Source organism: Vibrio sp. LaRot3 (assembly GCF_027587025.1).
Classification (GTDB): Bacteria; Pseudomonadota; Gammaproteobacteria; order Enterobacterales; family Vibrionaceae; genus Vibrio.
In genome coordinates this window covers 79726-99924 of sequence record NZ_JAPPTI010000006.1, presented here as the reverse complement: position 1 = coordinate 99924, position 20199 = coordinate 79726, and the positions used below count along the sequence as shown (strand labels likewise).

18 protein-coding genes are annotated in these 20199 nt (G+C 38.1%); 8 read left to right on the top strand and 10 right to left on the bottom strand.

All coding sequences use genetic code 11. The features are described from left to right. Positions 1-27: 27 nt before the first annotated feature. The 10 genes from OH461_RS13490 to OH461_RS13445 are packed head-to-tail and all read right to left on the bottom strand — an operon-like array spanning position 28 to position 11652. On the bottom strand, positions 28-576 hold the full coding sequence (locus tag OH461_RS13490) for a sugar transferase (protein WP_270021127.1): 549 nt from the start codon (positions 574-576) through the stop codon (positions 28-30). After that, a complete protein-coding gene (locus OH461_RS13485) occupies positions 560-1534 on the bottom strand; it encodes a UDP-glucose 4-epimerase family protein (protein WP_270021126.1) in 975 nt (324 codons plus the stop codon). The genes OH461_RS13490 and OH461_RS13485 overlap by 17 nt, the downstream gene beginning before the upstream one ends. Then, positions 1531-2658 (bottom strand): glycosyltransferase family 4 protein, encoded by a 1128-nt coding sequence (locus tag OH461_RS13480; RefSeq protein ID WP_270021125.1) that lies wholly within the window; start codon positions 2656-2658, stop codon positions 1531-1533. Before OH461_RS13480 ends, OH461_RS13485 begins: the two co-directional genes overlap by 4 nt. Then, positions 2655-4577 (bottom strand): asparagine synthase (glutamine-hydrolyzing), encoded by a 1923-nt coding sequence (asnB, locus tag OH461_RS13475; protein WP_270021124.1) that lies wholly within the window; start codon positions 4575-4577, stop codon positions 2655-2657. Before asnB ends, OH461_RS13480 begins: the two co-directional genes overlap by 4 nt. 6 nt (positions 4578-4583) lie before the next feature. Beyond that, positions 4584-5687 (bottom strand): glycosyltransferase, encoded by a 1104-nt coding sequence (locus OH461_RS13470; RefSeq protein WP_270021123.1) that lies wholly within the window; start codon positions 5685-5687, stop codon positions 4584-4586. Continuing rightward, positions 5684-6835, bottom strand: coding sequence for a hypothetical protein (locus OH461_RS13465; protein WP_270021122.1), 1152 nt, complete (start codon positions 6833-6835; stop codon positions 5684-5686). Before OH461_RS13465 ends, OH461_RS13470 begins: the two co-directional genes overlap by 4 nt. Before the next feature lie 10 nt (positions 6836-6845). Beyond that, positions 6846-8555 (bottom strand): glucosamine inositolphosphorylceramide transferase family protein, encoded by a 1710-nt coding sequence (locus tag OH461_RS13460; RefSeq protein WP_270021121.1) that lies wholly within the window; start codon positions 8553-8555, stop codon positions 6846-6848. Then, on the bottom strand, positions 8533-9636 hold the full coding sequence (locus OH461_RS13455) for a glycosyltransferase family 4 protein (protein ID WP_270021120.1): 1104 nt from the start codon (positions 9634-9636) through the stop codon (positions 8533-8535). Before OH461_RS13455 ends, OH461_RS13460 begins: the two co-directional genes overlap by 23 nt. A 1-nt stretch (position 9637) precedes the next feature. Further along, complete coding sequence (locus tag OH461_RS13450; RefSeq protein WP_270021119.1) at positions 9638-10891, bottom strand: lipid II flippase MurJ; 1254 nt, start codon at positions 10889-10891, stop codon at positions 9638-9640. After that, positions 10888-11652 (bottom strand): class I SAM-dependent methyltransferase, encoded by a 765-nt coding sequence (locus OH461_RS13445; RefSeq protein WP_270021118.1) that lies wholly within the window; start codon positions 11650-11652, stop codon positions 10888-10890. Before OH461_RS13445 ends, OH461_RS13450 begins: the two co-directional genes overlap by 4 nt. A gap of 93 nt (positions 11653-11745) precedes the next feature. Here OH461_RS13445 and rfaD point away from each other — a divergent pair, with 93 nt between their 5' ends. Genes rfaD through OH461_RS13405 form a run of 8 tightly spaced genes read left to right on the top strand, consistent with a single transcriptional unit; the run spans position 11746 to position 20193 of the window. After that, on the top strand, positions 11746-12687 hold the full coding sequence (gene rfaD, locus OH461_RS13440; RefSeq protein ID WP_270021117.1) for an ADP-glyceromanno-heptose 6-epimerase: 942 nt from the start codon (positions 11746-11748) through the stop codon (positions 12685-12687). 60 nt (positions 12688-12747) lie between these two features. Further along, complete coding sequence (locus tag OH461_RS13435) at positions 12748-13914, top strand: nucleotide sugar dehydrogenase (RefSeq protein WP_270021116.1); 1167 nt, start codon at positions 12748-12750, stop codon at positions 13912-13914. Between the two features lie 9 nt (positions 13915-13923). Beyond that, entirely contained in the window at positions 13924-14886 is a 963-nt protein-coding gene (locus OH461_RS13430; protein ID WP_270021115.1) for a lipid A biosynthesis (KDO)2-(lauroyl)-lipid IVA acyltransferase, read from the top strand. Between the two features lie 9 nt (positions 14887-14895). Then, positions 14896-15936, top strand: coding sequence for an ADP-heptose--LPS heptosyltransferase RfaF (rfaF, locus tag OH461_RS13425; protein WP_270021114.1), 1041 nt, complete (start codon positions 14896-14898; stop codon positions 15934-15936). Then, on the top strand, positions 15933-16898 hold the full coding sequence (gene rfaC, locus OH461_RS13420; RefSeq protein WP_270021113.1) for a lipopolysaccharide heptosyltransferase RfaC: 966 nt from the start codon (positions 15933-15935) through the stop codon (positions 16896-16898). The genes rfaF and rfaC overlap by 4 nt, the downstream gene beginning before the upstream one ends. Then, positions 16888-18009, top strand: coding sequence for a hypothetical protein (locus OH461_RS13415; protein ID WP_270021112.1), 1122 nt, complete (start codon positions 16888-16890; stop codon positions 18007-18009). The genes rfaC and OH461_RS13415 overlap by 11 nt, the downstream gene beginning before the upstream one ends. Before the next feature lie 2 nt (positions 18010-18011). Next, positions 18012-19097, top strand: a complete 1086-nt coding sequence (rfaQ, locus tag OH461_RS13410; protein WP_270021111.1) for a putative lipopolysaccharide heptosyltransferase III — start codon at positions 18012-18014, stop codon at positions 19095-19097. Beyond that, positions 19063-20193 (top strand): glycosyltransferase family 4 protein, encoded by a 1131-nt coding sequence (locus tag OH461_RS13405; RefSeq protein ID WP_270021110.1) that lies wholly within the window; start codon positions 19063-19065, stop codon positions 20191-20193. The genes rfaQ and OH461_RS13405 overlap by 35 nt, the downstream gene beginning before the upstream one ends. Positions 20194-20199 lie beyond the last annotated feature (6 nt).

Genomic DNA, 20199 nt, shown 5'->3' with positions numbered 1-20199 from the left:
CATCATAATTTTTTGAATAAGTAAAAACTACTTCACTGCATCACCGGAACCACTGCCTGTAACGGTCATAACAATATATTTAAAGTAGTTTTCTATTGTCAAAGAATCAATCATTTGTTTGTCAGTTTGAGCCAACAAATCAGGAGTAGACATATCTATATTTTGAACTTGAGCGAGTCCTGTGATACCTGGTAAAACGTCATATATACCCTGCGCTTGACGAGCTGCAATCAACTCTTCTTGATTGAACAAATTTGGACGAGGCCCGACGAGGCTCATTTCCCCTTTCAAAACATTAATTAGCTGCGGTAATTCATCAATCTTTGTTTTACGTAAAAAAGAGCCTAATTTAGTAATAGATGTATTGCTGGCTAGATGGCTCGCAACTGATTTAGTTTCCAACGACATAGTCCTAAACTTAATTAGTTTGAATGGCTTTTTATTGCGCCCTACTCGTTCCTGAACAAAAATCGGCGAGCCTGTATCAAACAAACCGATGACGGTAACGAAGAGTAATACTGGCCATAAAAAAAGCAAACCAACAAAGGCTGCAAGGAAATCAATTAAACGGATCATTTTTACCACAATTTGTTGGTTGTAAGAATGCTTGGGCAGTTTCTTTAAATCCATCTTCTATAGATTGAGATGGAGACCAACCAAGCGTCTCTTTTGTATGGGAAATATCGACTTGAAGTGAACCAACTAAACGATTTACAAGATCCGACTTGCCGAATATTTTTCCAAGGAACTGATAACACCAAACTGGCACCGATAATTGCCAATTTGGTTTACCCAACGCCGCACTCATTTGTCGAATAATTTCATACGTTGATAAATCATAATCATCAGAAACAAGAAACACTTGATTGGTCGCTTTAGGGTGCTCAATGCAAGTAATAATCAAATTAACTAAATTAGTTATAGACACTAAGCTTCTTCGATTATCTTTAATACAACCAAACGGCAAAGGAATCCCTTTGGATACTAAATTCATTAACGAAGCAAAGTTTGCTTTAGCACCAGGCCCATAAACTAATGTAGGCCTAATAATAACAACCTCTAAACCCGTCTCCGCAGCTAACTCTAATAACTTTCCCTCTGCTTCCGCTTTTGACTCAGAATAAGCGTCGTTCGGGTTCAAAGGGCTCTTACAAGTAAAAGGATTTCCATTCTTAGTATTTTCTCCATTAACTTTGATAGAGCTAACAAAAACAAACCTTCGAACACCACACTGCGCGGCCTGTCTAGCTAAATTTAAGGTTCCTAAAACATTTGTTTCTCTATACTCATTCTTTGGGTCTAAACTGTTATCTTTCATGACATGTGCACGGGCAGCACAGTGAACAACAACTTCTTGTTCCAATAACGCCTCTATATATGACTCTTTGCCATTAATTGAACTCACATTATAATGAAAAGCACTCTCGGCAACTAAAGTTCGCCCTAATGTCGAAACTGTGTAGCTTTGTTTCTCCAAAAAACGCATTAAATGAGAGCCAACAAAACCAGTAGCTCCTGTCAAAAGTACTTTCAATGTTTACCTCTCGACATAACGTTTAGATAAATATTTATATGGGTATTAACTACATCACTAATATCAAAACTTGATTCTGCTAACTTCCTGCCTTCTCTAGCCATATCTTTCCTTTGGTCAGAGTTTTTGAGCATCAACATCATTGCATCCACAAGTGGACGAACCTTTTTTACGGGAACTAAACTACCCGTGACTGAAGGCTCGATCGCATCTCTACAACCTGGCACATCCGTTGTAATTACAGCCCTAGCACATGCTGCCGCTTCTATTAAAACTTTAGGTAAACCTTCTCGATATGATGGTAAAACGATGATATTAGACTTTGAAATAGTTTCGGATGGATTAGAAGAGAAACCCCAGTATTCTACTACTCCCTCATTTATCCAAGAATTTAGTTCTGGCTCTGTAACTGAGTTAGGGTTATCTGGGTCAACATTACCCACTAGCACAAACCTAGCACGCTCCTTCATTTTTACCAAGCGAGCAGCTTCAACAAACTCTCTAATACCTTTATCGAGTAATAACCTAGACATGAACATTACTACGGGAGGTCCCTCAGGTTCATCGCACGGAACATAGTCATCGAGACAAATTCCAGAGCCACGAATTAACACTACTTGAGAATCTTTGACTGCAGAAATCCGCCTCAAATCTTCGACATCCGAACTATTTTGGAAAATGACTTTTTCACAGTTGCCTAAAGCGAATTTATAGACCCAACTGACAAGGGATGCAAGCATCCTAGCTTTCCATCCTTGAGAAATATAAACATAACCTAACCCTGAAATCGATGAAACTCTAGGAATACGAAGTATTCTAGATACAAGATTCCCATAGATTACAGGTTTAATTGTAATTGAATGAATAATATTCGGCCGAATCATCTTACAAATGAAAAACAAACGAGTTAAAGTCCGTAGCTCTACTAAGGGATTAGTTCCACTACGCTTTATATCTAAATCATGAAGCGTGATACCTTTTGACTCTATCAAAGCTCGCTTATCTGTAACTTTGCATATTAGGTGTACATCAAACCCATTGCGTTGGGCTTCCAACGCAATGGGTAAACGATGAGACAGGAAAAACCAATCAACGTTGACAATAAATAATAACTTCGTTTTCACTTATGATGACGCTCATACCAAAGTTGAAACATTAAAATATCCCACAATAAATATTGCCAGTTTCTCTTTCCTGATAAGTGCTCTTTCCAATAAGTTCTAACTGTTGAAACATCGAAAAAGCCCTCTTCTGTTAGACGTTCCTCACTCAACAGGTCCTCTGCCCATGCCTTCAAAGGCCCCCTTAACCATTCAGCTAAAGGTACTCCAAAACCAGTTTTAGGTCGTTCAATAAGGTTTTGAGGAACATACTTATAAAGGATCTCTCTCAGGCAGTACTTGGTTGTTGTACCACTTAACTTGAGCCTTTTGGGAATAGACCATGCCATTTCAAAAATTCGGTGATCAAGAAAAGGAACTCTGACCTCTAAAGAATTGGACATCGCAGCCCGATCTACCTTCACTAAAATATCATCCATCATGTATGACATTGTATCTAGTGCCATCATTTTTAAAATAGGGTCATCAAGCGTAGGGTGCTTGTCTCTATCTGAAACAATCGTCTTAGGCTCTTTCGCACCTAAAACAAGGGATTCAGGGTCTTGCCAATGAGAAACTAGAGACAAATATAATGCTTCAATATCACTGCACTCTAGTACTTTTGCAGCTTTATATAATCTATCCCCTAGACTAAAGCCTTTATATTTAGAGGGTAAGAAGGAACCTAGAGAATCCCACGCTGTCACAGGGACAAAAGATATTAATCTTGCTAGAGTTTTACGCAAACTTAAAGGAATACAAGAAAGTTTTTTCCAAAGCTGTTCTGTAAACAAATACCTATTATATCCACAAAATAATTCATCTCCAGCATCCCCGGATAAAGCAACCGTTACATGTCCTTTAGCCAACTTTGAAACTAAAAAAGTTGGGATTTGAGAAGAATCTGCAAATGGCTCATCATAAATATCAGGAAGTAGATGTACTACTTCTAGAGCATCTTCAGCTGAGACATAAAACTCAGTATGATCGGTGCCTAAATGCTCTGCTACCTCTTTGGCAAAGTGAGCCTCGTTAAACTCCTTTTCATTGAAGCCAATAGAAAATGTTTTTACTGGCTTATCACTAATACTTTGCATTAAAGATACTATTAGCGAAGAGTCAATCCCACCAGATAAAAACGCCCCTAAGGGAACATCTGCAAGCATTTGTTTTGATATAGCATCTTTAAGCAGACATTCTAATTCCGATACCTTAAACTCCTCAGATTCTTTCTGTTCATCAAAAGCGTTATAAGGTGACCAGTATTTTTCTATTGATATTCCAGACACACCATAAGTCAAAATACATCCTGGAGAAAGCTTCATCACGCCTTCATAGATCGAGTACGGTGTCGGGATATAGTTATGCCTCATCAAAAGTGATAAAGAATTTCTTGATATCTCGCAACTAAAATCTTTATGTGCACGAAATGACTTTAACTCTGACCCAAATATAAAGAAATCTTTACCCTCTGAATAATAAAGCGGTTTTTCACCAAATCTATCACGAGCTAAATACAGCTTGCTTTCACTAGAGTCCCATAGAGCCAAAGCAAACATTCCGATACATTTTTCTAGGGTTTCTTTAAGTCCCCAATTAACAATCGCAACCAGAAGTGTCTCTGTATCTGATTCGCCATTCCAACAGTAAGGTACATCCGAAAGTTCATTTAACTCCTTGCGAACGTCCAAATGGTTATATATTTCTCCATTAAATACTAAAGTATAGTTGCCACAAGATGACGACATCGGCTGTGCACCAGCGGAAGATAAATCAACTATTGAAAGCCTCTGATGGCAAAGGCCAACACCCTCTTGCTGACTAACCCAAATCCCGTTCGCATCAGGGCCTCTTAAAACGATTGCGTCTGACATCTGCTGCAGTATAGCTTCCGCGCTTTCAGGAGTATTGAAAGGATATTTAAATCCGGCAAATCCACACATATAACCTCAGAAATGTTCTTTTAATATATTATTTACAAATTTATCAACCGTTCTACCCTGAACGTAGGATAGCATTGCTTTTTGCCTTTGATGAGACTCGAGCAACGGTTCTTCAAATGAATCTTTGATAGCTTTCTCTAAACCAACAACATCATCAGGATTACATACCCTTATACCGGGTATGGTCTCTACACCATCCGCACATAATGTGCTGACAACTCTGCGAGATAAACACATCTTTTCTAACAAAGTATTAGGAAACCCTTCTAGCCTAGACGAAACTACGGACAAGTCTGCACGTTTAACAAAAGGGTAAGGGTTACTTATGTACCCTAAAAAAAACACTCTCTCAGCGCAACCTAACTTCTGCGCAAAATCTAATAAAGCCTTCTTTTGGGGTCCATCGCCCAGCACTACCAGGGCAAAGTCATCGTCTAGTCTACTGAAGCTATCTATCAATACGTCGATAGCCTTTTCTTCTACGAGCCTAGCAACAGTAACAATCACCTTATAAGAAGCATCGAAAACAGGAACCTTTTCTTCTATCAGGTCTGATTTCATGGAAGATTTCTCAATAACATCGTTCATATCAACAGGGTTACTGACAACCGAAAGATCATGATGAAGAAATTTAGGTAAGTTAAATAGCAACTCGGATTTCATTCTTTCGGTTTGGCAAATCACGTGTGATTTCGGATGATAAAAACAATAAAGAGCTTTAATTAGCTTCAACTTCCACCCAGAAAACCATGAAAACACATTAGTGGACTCCCTCAAAACTATCTGCTTTGCATTCAAAATTTTTATTCTAGACAATAGAGACACATATGCATTGGTATGCGTATGGCTACAAATTACAGTGCTGCAATGATAATTAGGAAACAAATATAAGAAGAACATTAAAGCACCAACACTCTCCCTACGTGCATTCATATAGACCAAATCCACCCCCTTTAACTCATTCCATATAGACGCACCCTTTGCTCTACGAGACAGAAATACAATTTTAACAGCCTTATTACGCATACTTAAAAATCTAGCTATTTTAAGCAAATTAGCCTCAGCCCCACCCATGAGATCAGAGGGAAGAACAATCAAATATTTATTCATAAAGGGGCCTTAAGAATCTTATACCTTTGATGTATTGAAGCACTATAAATACCAATAAAAAAAGTAACCAGAAACGGAAATTTATACCGGGATGCAGTCCCTTCATTGAAAACAACCAAATCATAGATACCAAGAGAAAAAACTAAATATGCAGTCCAGGCAAGAATCAAAGAAACAGGAACTTTAATGACAAAACTTCTCACTATACAGCCAGCCGCGAACATCGTAATAACCAAGTTCTCAAAAAATTGCACAAACTCAAAAAAAGATTCAATATCATTAGGTAAAGGCTTAAGCAAAAAGTTTAAAGCTCCAAGCGGCAACATTAATATCAAATCAAACAAAGAATCAATTGTTGGTAAATACCCGACTCCACCATCTTCCGCGTACATTGTCTGTCTATAAAAGTTAATCTTATCTATAAAGTAACCTGACTTTAGTGCTAGCATAAAAAAAGCAAGCAGAATAAAAATTTTCAAAACATTATTACCACCTACAGACAAATAATATACAGAAAATAAAAACGACATCATTACAAAATTCTGAGGTTTCAATAAAATAAGAAAAGAACAAAGAACAAAAGCTCTAAAATAATTAGACTCAAGCATCGAAAGCAAAGAGAAAACCATAAAAAACAGAATCAAACCATCCCTCAAAGAGAGCGATGTATACAGTGCTAAACTCGGATACAGGAGATAAAAAATCAATAAATTATTATTAAAAAACGATTTTTTGGTTAGAGCATACAATATAATCAAATATAGTAAAACATTAAAAAAACCCAGACTATTTATAGTAAAAGAAAACGGTAAAGGAAGGATTGATAATAAATAAGACGCAGATAACACTGTATAAGAAGAGTTTGCATAGTTAAAGGTTAAACCACGAATCTCGTTAACATTTTTCCAATATAAAAATTGATCGCTCATATATTCCGGAGAAAATAGGACACCATTAATAAAGAAAGGAAAAGTACAATGAACAATAAGCAAAGAAAAAACAAGTAAACCTACTTTCCTATACTTCCAAAACATTAAAGATGTAATCACAATCAAAATAAAAAAATTGGGAATATCTAATACTCTCCAGTAAAGTAGATTACTATCCCAATTTAAAACGTCAAAAATATCTACAATGTAGCCTGTCATCCTAACCTAACTATTTACTGTTTTTTTCAAGCGTTGCATAGTCCAGAACTTTATAATAATCACTACAATGAAAATGATGTGTGCTAACAATATCTTCTTTGAACTTAGCTTGAACTGAAGTTACTTCTCTCTCCTCGTAAGAATCTTTTGATAAGTTGACAACTTCATTGATCGCAAAAGATTTCCCATAATGCCCGATATCTTGAACCTGATTTACTCGATATATTTTACCTTCGCGCTGAAACAACCCAGCATTTCTCGCCTTTCTCGAATCAAAAACAACAGGATTCCCCGAAGAAATTGGCAACCATTTACCATTAATCAAGTCATTCGAATAATACACATGTAACTCTGCACTCGCATCTCCAATATCAGATGAACATATATTTGTTAACATATACCACATTCCATCCTTTTTCAAAATACAAGTATCAACAGCGGCTACATCGTTTAATATGACCTCTTCTAGTTTCCATTTCATAGGAAAATCTATCGCTTTATAAAGACGAATTTGGCGATTTTCGCTAGACTCAGGAACTAAATAGTGCTCACCCTCACTTTCAAAAACATACGGAAAGGATAAATGGAAAGGCTCATCTAGTATAACGCCAAGAAACTTGTAACTGCCTTTATCAAACTCAAGAACTGATACTTTTCCTTTATGCTCACTGTAAAAGTAGTCTTCAACGAAACAATAATGTTTACTACCGTTCGTAACTAGAAATGGGTCTGCCAAAAAACGTCCCGTTGGATTATCAACACTAGTATAACGAAATAGAGAGTCGTTTAAGTTATTACCTTCTTTAAAAGCAACATGCCACTTTAAATCTTTATAGCCAGAGAAAACACGTCTAAGTCTATTAAATATAGAAGGAGAGTAAACAACAAACATATATTTTAATAACACACTGAAAGAGCCATGTTTATATAAAACATTATCATAAAGGAAAACTTCATTCTCAAACTTTAGGGTTCTGTTCGAGACATCTAGCAAAGCCTTCTTCATAAAGTACTGTGACTTTTCTAACAAGTGTGCGTTATTTAAAAACCAAAACGGTTTTGTTGTTGTATTCCCTCGCATTATAACTCGACCACCATCTAACTCTTCTGTTAGTTGTTGCAAGGTAAAACCGCTACTACTCTCTCTGTTAATAACCTCCCAAAACCCTGAAGGCCCTCCTCGATTAACCCTATTATCACCGTGATGGAAAGAAAACACCCCAAACTTAGAACTTTTAAGTATATCGCCCTTTAAAATTCCACTTCCGCATCGAACGATAACATCTAAATCCAATTCTCTTATCTTTTCAATATCTTCAGATTGAAATCTAACAACCAAACCACTGCTTGACCACTTTCCGCAAACTTCTATTAAATCATATCTATTTCGATCAATAGATACACTTCGACCATACTTGCTGTATTGAAAATTTGCTCTCTTAAACTCTATAACGCTAATTAACTTATAAAGAAAATAGTACAGAACCGTATTTATAGACGATATAACATTCTTGCCTTTGAGAATTTTTTTTAATTTGGAGACAAAGCCTACGCTACCTACCTCTCGCCTATAACCAGTAATTATTACTGGTGAATCAAATTCATTCCTCTCTTCTACAAACTTGATCCAATCATGCGTATATGCACTAACAGAAAGGTCGTCAACTAAAAAACCAACTTTAGCTCTGGCCACCATATTAATAACCTTTATCATAGTCATGAAAACAATCTAACCATTTCTGCATCACTTTATCTTCAGAATATTTAATGCTCGATATAATAGCTTGGTTAGACAACTCTTTTCTTCTTTTTTTACAATTTATTAGTTCAAATATACTTTTTGATAACAAATCTATATCTCCATTTGGAACCAATATACCATTTACGTGTTGTTCAATTATTTCTTTGGGGCCAGTCTGACAATCAAAGCTAATGACTGGTAAACCATGCCCTAAAGCTTCGACCAGTGAATTAGGGAAACCTTCGTTTCTCGAACTCATGACATATATGCTACTTCGATAGTACCACTCAGAAATATTACCAGACTTACCTAGCATTAGAACTCTGTTTTCAATACCTAACTTTTTACTCAATTGAGTCAGTAGCTCTCTATCTTCACCCTCACCCAAAAGAACTAAAACCCAATCATCATTTAACTCGTTCAAAAAATACAAAGCTGCTATTAAACGATCAAATCCTTTATCGTTACATAATCTACCAACACCCAACACGACTTTTGTGTTTTCGCTAAGAGTATCTTTAGGATCCAGCTTAGGACTTCTTATATCTAAAGGCATCTTTAAGGGGTTAGGAACTACTTTAACATTCTTTAACCCTAATTCACTCTGCAACCACTCTTTTCCACGCTTGGTCTGCACAATAACCCCTGTAAGAAAACGATATGAAATAAACCTAAGCATTTTCCAAGGTAAAGAGACCGGACTATTTGGAGGAAAAGTCCTTTCCGCTCCAAATGCACGCACTTTCAAACCTAAGGATGCCATAGCAACAATAACAGCAGACGTTGTAGTCATACCCAACACTACATCTGGAGCCTGTTCTTTTATAATTTTCCGAACTGCAAAAACTCGCCTGAGGTTGCTGCCTGCTATTCCATGATATCTACTATGCATGTGAATACGAACTATAGATTCGTTTACTTCATAGAAATCCTCATCGTCTAAATAGTTGACGATTAAGACTTTCACACCTAACTTGTCTAGGTAGTTAGCTAAGTTTGCCGATACCCTTTCAGCTCCACCAGATGTTATTGAGTGCACTACAATCATTATTTTTTTCAAACTAAACCTTCATTCTAAATAAAAAAAACAAGAAAAATAAAACAAAGTTAGCTGTATACATGACAACTGTTGACCAAGATATAGATAACACCCCATACTCATCAAGATAATAATTATTAAATACAAGTTTAATAAGTAAAGCTAGAAAAGCAGAAATAAGCAAAGGGTAATAATTCTTTTCACTGGAAAAATAGGAGGTAAGAACCAAACCACAAAAATAAAACGGATATTGCATCGAGGAAACTTCAAATATTTCTTGAACAGAAATTACATCATCCAAAGTGAATCCCCCTCTGAAATATACTATTCTCACTATCCATTCTGAACAATAAATTGAGAACATGGATATAACCACCCCAGAAAAGAACATTAAGCCAAGCCATTTCATCAAATCCCTATGTTTTGAATTTGAATTTGAAAACATAGGCAATAACGTCCTAGTTATAGCAACGCCACCTAATGTCAAGACTAAAGAAATAATTTTATTAGAATAGTTAAGTGCAGATAGACTCCCCTGGCTAACAAGCGATGCAAAATATTGATCAAACAGTATCGTTATTGACATTAAAGCTTGAGCAAATGCCAATATACCAATACCATTTAACAATAACTTCCATAGCTTTTCATCATACCTAGATAACGCAACTAAATTTACCTTACCAACATCTAAAGGAATCAAAACAAAAGTATAAAAAGCAAAACCAATTAGTGTCCCATAAACCAAAACTTCTATCGTTGTTTTATCTTTAAACAAAAAAATCGACAACACCAACATTACAGAAGGAACCCATTCAAGAGCTGAATTTCTATAGCCATTTCTAGACATTATAAATGCAGAAAACAAGCTAAACAGCATACCAAAAGGGATTGTTGCTACCATTAAAACTGATAAATAGAACTCGTCACTTACCAAAACAATATTTGATTTTGAAATAAAAACATATGTCACAATACAAACAGGCAATGAAAGAACCAATGTCGATATAATCAGTTGCCATTTGAAAATATTAACATCACTAATACTTTTATTCCCACCAACTAAAGTGGGAATTAATGTCATTGTAATGATTGTGAAGAATATAGAAACAGGTGTATTAACGACATTAAACATGTAGTAATACAAATCAACATCAGGCGATATACCAAATTCCTTTGCAATAATGATATCTTTAAACGCACTCAAAACTTTGGACACGCCTAAAATAAAAACCATAATCACAAATGAATAATATGGATTTCTTTTTATATAACTCATTTTCTTATGACAGAGTATATGTAAGGGGAAAACAGTTTACTCTTAGGTAATGGAAAAACATTATCCTCAAACCACCATAAGCACCTTGAAAACCTCGAAAGTTGCTTGTACAAGAACGTTGAAAAACCATTTTTACTTATAAAGCAGCTAGATAGTATGCAAAAATTATTACTACACAAATAACCAGCCTCAGCAATATTTACACCATCATGTCCAGATAAAAAAGATTTCAAGTCATGCGGATTATGTATATCATATACAGGCCGATTAAAAACCTTCGTTAACCAACCTAAAACCCCAGACATATTGGGTATAAAATTAAATGCAATGCCATCTTTATTTAAAAACTTCGATATAACTTCTAATACAGCTCCCAAATCATCGAAATGTTCAACGACACCTATGCTATATATCACGTCGAAGCGGCCATACAAGTCATCTGCATGAAACATATCCTTGTTAATTACTTTTATATTTTTAACGTTGTTATCATCTATATATTTAATTAGCTTATCACACCCTTCCGTCGAATAATCTAACGCATAGAATTGAGAGTTAGGGTATTTTTCTGCCAAAAACGTAATCCATTTCGAACCGCCACCACCAACTTCTAAAATTTTCTTTCCATCTAATTCCGTTTGGCTCAATATTTTAAAGTGCTGACGATCACAGTAAGAGTAGTTTCCGTCTAGAGATATAGGTACCAGCTCTTCTCTAACCTCATATGTCGTGTCCCAATAATCTTTATTACTTAGTTTCATACTAGACCTATATATTTAAAGAACTTACTTCTTAGCTATTCTACACTTCTACAACTTGTTATACTAAAAAAAAACCACTCGAGATAGATAAAAATGATCATCGTAACCGGTGGCGCTGGCATGATTGGCAGCAACATTATCAAAGCGCTAAATGAAAAAGGCATTAGCGACATCTTAGTCGTCGATAACCTTAAGAATGGCAAGAAATTTCAAAACCTTGTCGATCTAGACATCGCGGACTACATGGACCGTGATGACTTCCTAACACAAATCATGGCTGGCGATGACTTCGGTCCAATCGAGGCTGTATTCCACGAAGGCGCATGCTCTGCGACAACGGAGTGGGATGGTAAGTACATGATGCTCAATAACTATGAGTATTCAAAAGAGCTACTTCATTACTGCTTAGACCGTGAAATTCCATTCCTATATGCATCATCCGCGGCGACCTATGGTGAAACCGACACTTTCATCGAAGCAAAACAGTATGAAGGTGCACTAAACGTTTATGGTTACTCAAAACAGCAATTTGACAACTATGTACGTCGCGTATGGCAAGATGCTGAACAACATGGCGAGAAGCTGTCTCAAGTAACAGGTTTCCGTTATTTCAACGTATACGGTCCTCGGGAACAACATAAAGGCTCAATGGCATCTGTTGCTTTCCATCTAAACAATCAAATGAATGCGGGCGAGAACCCAAAACTTTTTGCGGGTAGCGAAACGTTCAAGCGCGATTTTGTCTATGTGGGTGATGTAGCAGCAGTAAACCTTTGGTTTATGGAAAATGGTGTTTCTGGCATTTTCAACCTAGGTACAGGTAATGCAGAGTCCTTTGAAGAAGTCGCTAAAGCAGTAATTGAATATCATGGTAAAGGCGAAGTGGAGACAATCCCATTCCCTGAGCATTTAAAAGGTGCATACCAAGAGTTTACTCAAGCTGACCTGACTAAACTTCGTGCTTCTGGCTGCGACCATACATTCAAAACCGTAGCACAAGGTGTTTCGGAGTACATGGCTATCATTAACCGATAGGCCTCTCCGTTAGATAACAGCTAAAATAACTTATAATAAATATCGTTTGAGGATCTTACTGTGAAGATTGCAGTCGCAGGTACAGGCTATGTTGGTCTGTCGAATGCCATGTTGTTGGCGCAGAATCATCAAGTAATTGCGCTTGATATCATTGCTGAAAAAGTTGAGATGTTAAACAACAAACAATCTCCAATTGTTGATGCAGAAATTGAACACTTTCTGTCTAACAAAGGACTCAACTTCAAAGCCACAGTTGATAAACACGAAGCCTATAAAGATGCGGACTTCGTTGTGATTGCAACCCCAACTGACTATGATCCTCAAACGAACTACTTCAATACTTCCTCCGTGGAAGCTGTCATTCGTGATGTTAAAGAGTTGAACCCCTCTGCTGTTATGATCATCAAGTCAACTGTTCCTGTTGGCTATACCGAGAACATAAAACAAGAGCTAGATTGCGAGAACATCATTTTTTCTCCCGAGTTCTTACGTGAAGGCAAAGCTCTGTATGATAACCTACACCCATCTCGCATCATTATCGGCGAGCAAAGTGAACGAGCAGAGGCATTCGCAAACCTACTCGTTGAAGGTGCTGAAAAACAAGATATCGATGTACTGTTCACTAATTCAACTGAGGCAGAAGCCGTAAAACTGTTTTCTAACACCTACCTAGCGATGCGTGTCGCTTACTTTAATGAACTGGACTCATATGCTGAAGCTCATGGCCTCAATAGTCGCCAAATCATCCAAGGTGTTGGTCTAGACCCTCGTATTGGTAACCACTACAATAATCCATCGTTTGGCTATGGCGGTTATTGCTTACCAAAAGATACTAAACAACTTCTGGCTAACTACGATAGCGTGCCAAACAACATTATTGGTGCCATTGTTGACGCAAACCGCACTCGTAAAGATTTCATTGCCGATAGCATCCTTAAGCGCTCGCCGAAAGTAGTAGGTATTTACCGCCTTATTATGAAAGCAGGCTCGGACAATTTCCGTGCGTCTTCAATTCAAGGCATTATGAAACGCCTGAAAGCCAAGGGCATCAAAGTTGTCGTATTTGAGCCAGTGCTTGAACAAGAACACTTTTTCCATTCTGAAGTGATCAAAGATATCGAGAAATTTAAGGCGATGTCTGACGTTATCGTATCTAATCGCATGGCAGAAGTATTAGAAGATGTAGCTGAGAAAGTTTATACTCGCGACCTATTTGGTTCAGATTAATACAACTTTATGACGGTAAAACGCAACGACTTTGACCCGCAAATCTACAATCCTCAGTTCCAATGGGTGTTTTTATCACCTAAATATTGGGGTACTTGGCTAGGACTGCTGGTTGGAGTCGTTATATCTTTGCTGCCACATGCAGTTCACAAAGCGATCGCTAATTTTCTTGCACACTTCATAGTCAAAGTGAAAGGCGGCAGCGTTAAGCGTGCTCGCATTAACCTACTACTCTGTTTCCCTAAAAAGTCAGTAGCAGAACGAGAAGAGATTTTAAAAAAGCAATTTACAGTTGCAATCTGTTACTTGCTTAACTTCCCATCCGTAACACTTCGCAGCAAAAACTGGCTAGCTCGCAACGTAGAGTTAATCGGTGATAAGCATCTCCTGCAAGACACTTCGCAAAATACCATCCTGCTAGTCCCGCACACTTGGTGTATTGATATTCCAGCGATCTATCTCGCTTCTACAGGGCTACCGGTTACGGGCTTTGTGAAAACTCAGAGTAATGCACTGTCTGATTGGTTAATGCATAAACAGCGTGTGCAGTATGGTGGTAAGATATACGAACGCAGCCAAGGTATTAAGCCATACATCAAGGCCATTCGTGACGGTTATTTAGGCTATTATCTACCCGATGAAGATTTGGGTGAAAAAAACAGCGTATTTGTTGATTTCTTTGGTACACAAAAAGCGACAATGGCAGGGCTCAACAAGTTTGTCCGTCTTGGCAAAGCTCGTGTTGTGCCATTATTTTCCGTAATAAATATGGAAACGGGAAAATTTGAGATTCACATTGCACCTGAAGTAACGCTGACTGGTGATGAAACGAAAGATGCTCGCACACTCAATGCATACATTGAGAACTGCGTCGGCAACCAGCCAGAACAATACATGTGGATCTTAAAACTACTCAAGACTCAACCACCTGGCATAGAAGAGCCATACGTTTCCGATCAATATAAGTTTTAAGGGTAACTGATGAACATTCTAATTATTGGGCCATCTTGGGTTGGCGATATGGTGATGTCACAGAGCTTGTATCGCACCCTTAAGCACTTACACCCAAACTGCAAAATTGATGTTATGGCACCAGATTGGTGCAGAGCAATTCTGTCCAAAATGCCAGAGATTAATCAAACGATCCCTATGCCTATCGGCCATGGCTCATTGCAATTAGGCTTACGCCGTCAAATGGGTAAGCACCTAGTAGGTCAATATAACCAAGCAATTATATTACCTGGCTCGCTCAAATCCGCATTGATTCCTTGGTTTGCTGGCATTAAGCAGCGCACCGGCTGGCTAGGAGAGATGCGTTATGGGCTACTGAACGATTATCGCAAACTCGACAAACAAGCCTTCCCTCTCATGGTAGAGCGATATGTTGCACTGGCTTATGAAAAACCAAACTCAGCGAATGAACTGCCGAAGCCACTACTTTACCCAAAACTTAGCGTAAACAGTGAAGATACCGCTACAGCTCAGCATAAATTCAATATTGATACCTCTAAGCCGACTCTCGCCATATGTCCGGGAGCGGAGTTTGGCCCTGCAAAACGTTGGCCACATTATCATTACGCAGAATTATGCAAACAGATCATCGCTCGCGGTTGGCAGGTCATTATCTTTGGTTCTGAGAAGGATCATGCTGTTGGTGAAGAGATTCGCCAACAACTTAATCAACAAAATAGTGAGCGATGCTTCAACCTAGCTGGCAAAACTTCATTAGAACAAGCTGTAGATTTAATGGCTGGGTGTCACGCAGCTGTAACAAATGATTCTGGCCTGATGCATGTTGCTGCTGCTGTTGATCTTCCTTTGGTGGCGGTTTATGGACCTTCATCGCCAGATTTTACGCCTCCACTATCCAATAAAGCGAAAGTAATTCGACTTATCGATGGCTATCTTAAAATCCGTAAAGGTGATGGTGAACAAGGTTACCATCAAAGCTTGATCGATATTCAACCAGACATGGTCACTCAGGCCTTGGATGAATTATTAGCCCAAGAGGATGACGAGTGAGAGTTCTAATCGTTAAAACCTCCTCTATGGGAGATGTTATTCACACACTACCGGCACTAACTGATGCGGCCAAAAACAACCCTGACATCATCTTCGATTGGGTGGTTGAAGAAGGTTTCAGTCAAATACCGAGCTGGCACCCAAACGTGGGAACAGTGATTCCGGTTGCAATTAGACGTTGGAGAAAACAGCTTTTTAGCCAACAAACCCGAAAAGAGTGGCAGACATTCAAGCAAGCAGTAACTCAACATAATTACGACCTAGTTATTGATGCTCAAGGATTGATAAAAAGCGCTTTTCTCACTCGCTACTGTCAATCACCAGTACATGGCTATGACAAAGGTTCTGTTCGAGAACCATTAGCCAGCCTGTTCTATCAACACAAACACAGCGTATCGACCCAATTACACGCAGTGGAACGTATACGCCAGCTATTTGCTTTAGCTATCGGCTACCCAATTCCAAGTGATAAAGGGGATTATGCTATTGCTCATCGCTTCTTAACAGACGAAAAGCGAGCAAGCTATTTGGTGTTTCTCCATGCGACAACTCGAGATAGCAAACATTGGCCAGAAACACATTGGCGAGAAGTGATTGCTAAGGTAAAAGAACTCGGTATTGAGGTTCGACTGCCTTGGGGAGCTCCTCATGAAAGAGAGCGTGCTGAAAGGCTTGCAAAAGGATTTGACCACGTTACTGTATTGCCTAAGCTCACCTTAGAGCAAGTAGCGGTTGAGCTAGCGAATGCAAAAGCGGTTATCTCAGTCGATACAGGCCTAAGCCATCTTGCAGCCTCATTAGATAAACCCAACATTACGTTATACGGCCCAACTGACCCTGGCCTAATTGGTGGGTATGGTAAACAACAAAGCTACTTAATTAGCCCAACTAAAAACATAGGTGACAATACGCCTGATTTGGTGATTCAAAAGTTAAAAGAGATTGAGAACAATGGAAAATAAGCCGCGCTTAATACTTGTGACTGATCTTCCCCCTAACTCAGAACACTCAGCCATTGATGGCATATACAAATCATCCCTTAAAGAATGGTACGACGTTTACACGGTCTATTTTGGGAAAGATATCGGCGGGCCTTTGCTAAAAGAAAACAAAGATATTTTTATACCTTATAGAAACCGAAAAAGAGATCTCATCAAATCTTTAGGAGCAATCATAAACCTTGGTTCTATCGATCATTTTGTTGTTAGAAATTTATTCGACTCACTAAAACAAGTTATAAATGCAACCAACTCTTTCAACTTCAAAGTTGGATTTTGGGAGTCCTTCCCTCATAGCTATCGTCGATTACACCAAGCTAATGAAGAACAGAAGTCCATAATACGTAAAACTATTGAATTTGCTTACAAGTCGCGTAGAGAAAACAAATTGATAAATCGATGTGACTACTATTTCCCTATCACTAGTACATTTAAAAAAACATTTAGAGAACTCTGCAATACACCTTGGATGCCAGTGCCTATGGGATTTGACTTTTCTATACCTGTAGACAGAAGCCAAAGCCACGATCATACACCTGTAAAGCTTGTTTATATTGGAACGATAGATCCTCTGAGAAGACTGGATGATGTCATACAGGGCCTCATAGACAGTACTCATAACTTTGAACTGCATGTTTACTCCAAGAGCAAAAATAGAGCAGTTGATGCAATTAAGAAATTCGCAGACCCTAGAGTTATTTTCCATGATGCGCTGCCTCGAAAAGAACTACTTCAACGAATACAAAACTATGACATAGGAGTAAGTATCATACCTAGGGGTAAGCTTTATGATGTCTCTTCTCCAACCAAAACTTTTGAGTATTCAGCTTTAGGTCTTGCGGTTATGATCAACGACTTGCCGGAACATCAAGAAGTTTATGACCAAAGTTCAGCTTTTTTCTGTCCTTTTAATAAGCAAGGGGTCACTAACTGCCTCAACGATATTTTAAACTTAAGCGCCAAGCAAATAGCAAATGTTGGCTACAAGGGACAGAAAAAAGTCCAGCAGAAAAGAAACTATCAAACAACCGGTGAATCAATTCACCAATTCATAAGCAAAATAAGTTGTTCGTAAAGATGAAAAGAGTACTAGTTATCAAGCTACGACATCATGGCGATGTACTTTTAACCAGCCCGGTCTTTAAGTCCATTAAAGCAGCCTTTCCAGACTGTATTGTAGATGCATTGGTTTACCAAGATACAAAACCTATGCTCGATAAAAACCCCTATATCGATAATATCTATACCATTGATAAAAAATGGAAAGCATTAGGGATAAAAACACACCTTAAGTACGAACTGGATTTATTAAAGCAGTTGAAGCTTAACCGCTATGATACCTCTTTGCACCTAACCGAAAGTTATCGTGGTATGTGGATCAATTGGTTCTGTGATATACCACAAGGCGTGACTCCACAACATAGAAAAAGAGATAAAAATAAGTTGTGGAAAAAATTTTTCCAACATAGATACCCTGTGGTTCCATTGCGTCATACAGTAGAAAAGCACTTAGACTCACTTCGCTGTATAGGTATTCAACCGAATCAAGAAGACCGTAAACTCGGGATCTACAACATTGATACCTCTTTCTTGGAAGAATTATATAGCCACGGTCAATTAACTAAAGAAGATGACTATATACTTGTGCACCCTACCTCTCGCTGGCTATTTAAGTGCTGGGACGAAGAGAAAGTAGCTAGGACAATTAATCATCTTGCTAAAGATGGCTACAACATAGTTTTATCTGCTGCTCCAGACAAAAAAGAAATGCAAATGATTGAAAAGATAAAACAACACATTAAATGGCCTATCATCGACGCTTCAGGACAACTAACATTGAGTCAATTAACAGGCCTCATTGCAAATGCTAAGCTTCTATTCGGAGTAGACTCTGTTCCCATGCATATTGCAGCCGCTACACAAACACCGTCTGTCTGTTTATTTGGCCCCAGCGGAGATAAGGAGTGGGGGCCTTGGATGACAAAATCTACCGTCTTAACTTCTCCTTACCATCATTGCCGACCATGTGGGAAAGATGGTTGTGCGGGCTCTAAGATTAGTGACTGTATTACTAGTATTTCTGAACGTACTGTTCTAGAAGCAATCTACAACTATTTGGATATTCAAAATGTCGAAGTTAGCGATTATCCGCCAGCAATATAGGCCTGATGGCGGAGCCGAAAGGTTCATTGAAAGAGCATTAGAGCAGATGGGCCAACAAGATACATTAGATGTATCTATATTAACAAGGCAATGGCCCAAAGAGAAAAAAGCTAGTTTTAACGTTGTAGCAGTTAATCCCCCTAAGATATCACGCATTGGACGAGAAAAACTTTTTGCAAATGAGTGTCAAAAGCATTTTAAGAGCTTCGACCTAATCCAAAGTCACGAAAGAATCCCAGGGTGCCATATTTTCCGTGCAGGCGATGGCGTTCATAGAGTATGGCTAGAACATAAGAAGAGAGTTTCATCAGGATTTCAATCTTGGTTGATTGATCACAGTCGCTACCATAACTATGTTAAACGTGCGGAAGAAAGCATGTTTAACCACCCAAGCTTAAAGAGTGTAATTTGTAACTCACAGATGGTCAAAGACGAAATCACGCAACACTTTAATCTTGAGAGTGATAAAATATCCGTTATTTATAATGGTGTAGACCAAAGTAAATTCTCTCCAAGTAATCGCTCTTTTAGAGAGGAAATTCTCAGGAAACACTGCATTCCTACTGATAGTAATATCTTAATTTATGTAGGCTCTGGATTTGAGAGAAAAGGGTTAAAACAGGCGATTTGTGCCCTTGCGAAAACTTCAAAAGATTGGCATCTATTGATTGTAGGCAAAGATAAATCAGAGAAATACTACCAAACTCTGGCGAGTAAACTAGGAATCGGTAACTATGTACACTTTGTGGGTAAGCAAACTGAAACTCAGCTATACTATGGCTGCGCAGATGTTCTTATTATTCCAACTCTGTACGACCCTTTTCCCAATGTAATACTTGAAGCTATGGCGACCGGACTACCAATCATTACTAGCACATCTTGCGGTGGAAAGGAATTTGTAGAGAAAGCCGACTGCGGTTATGTTTGTGATGCTTTAGATGTTAAAACTATAGCCAGAGCTATCGATAAGTTAGATGACATTAATATACGGAAAGCCATGAGTAAAAATGCACTGACTTACATCAAACCTTTTACTTTAGAAAGAGTAGTGGAACAACTGCTCGCCTTGTATAATCGATTAATAAATAACTCTTAACTCGGA

What these genes read in the sequence shown, in the direction of transcription:
- OH461_RS13430 (WP_270021115.1), top strand. Translation starts at nt 13,924, where the DNA reads ATGACGGTAAAACGCAACGACTTTGACCCGCAAATCTACAATCCTCAG.
- rfaD (WP_270021117.1), top strand. Translation starts at nt 11,746, where the DNA reads ATGATCATCGTAACCGGTGGCGCTGGCATGATTGGCAGCAACATTATC.
- OH461_RS13445 (WP_270021118.1), bottom strand. Translation starts at nt 11,652, where the DNA reads ATGAAACTAAGTAATAAAGATTATTGGGACACGACATATGAGGTTAGA.
- rfaF (WP_270021114.1), top strand. Translation starts at nt 14,896, where the DNA reads ATGAACATTCTAATTATTGGGCCATCTTGGGTTGGCGATATGGTGATG.
- OH461_RS13405 (WP_270021110.1), top strand. Translation starts at nt 19,063, where the DNA reads ATGTCGAAGTTAGCGATTATCCGCCAGCAATATAGGCCTGATGGCGGA.
- asnB (WP_270021124.1), bottom strand. Translation starts at nt 4,577, where the DNA reads ATGTGTGGATTTGCCGGATTTAAATATCCTTTCAATACTCCTGAAAGC.
- OH461_RS13460 (WP_270021121.1), bottom strand. Translation starts at nt 8,555, where the DNA reads ATGACTATGATAAAGGTTATTAATATGGTGGCCAGAGCTAAAGTTGGT.
- rfaQ (WP_270021111.1), top strand. Translation starts at nt 18,012, where the DNA reads ATGAAAAGAGTACTAGTTATCAAGCTACGACATCATGGCGATGTACTT.
- OH461_RS13450 (WP_270021119.1), bottom strand. Translation starts at nt 10,891, where the DNA reads ATGAGTTATATAAAAAGAAATCCATATTATTCATTTGTGATTATGGTT.
- OH461_RS13490 (WP_270021127.1), bottom strand. Translation starts at nt 576, where the DNA reads ATGATCCGTTTAATTGATTTCCTTGCAGCCTTTGTTGGTTTGCTTTTT.
- OH461_RS13465 (WP_270021122.1), bottom strand. Translation starts at nt 6,835, where the DNA reads ATGACAGGCTACATTGTAGATATTTTTGACGTTTTAAATTGGGATAGT.
- OH461_RS13415 (WP_270021112.1), top strand. Translation starts at nt 16,888, where the DNA reads ATGGAAAATAAGCCGCGCTTAATACTTGTGACTGATCTTCCCCCTAAC.
- OH461_RS13470 (WP_270021123.1), bottom strand. Translation starts at nt 5,687, where the DNA reads ATGAATAAATATTTGATTGTTCTTCCCTCTGATCTCATGGGTGGGGCT.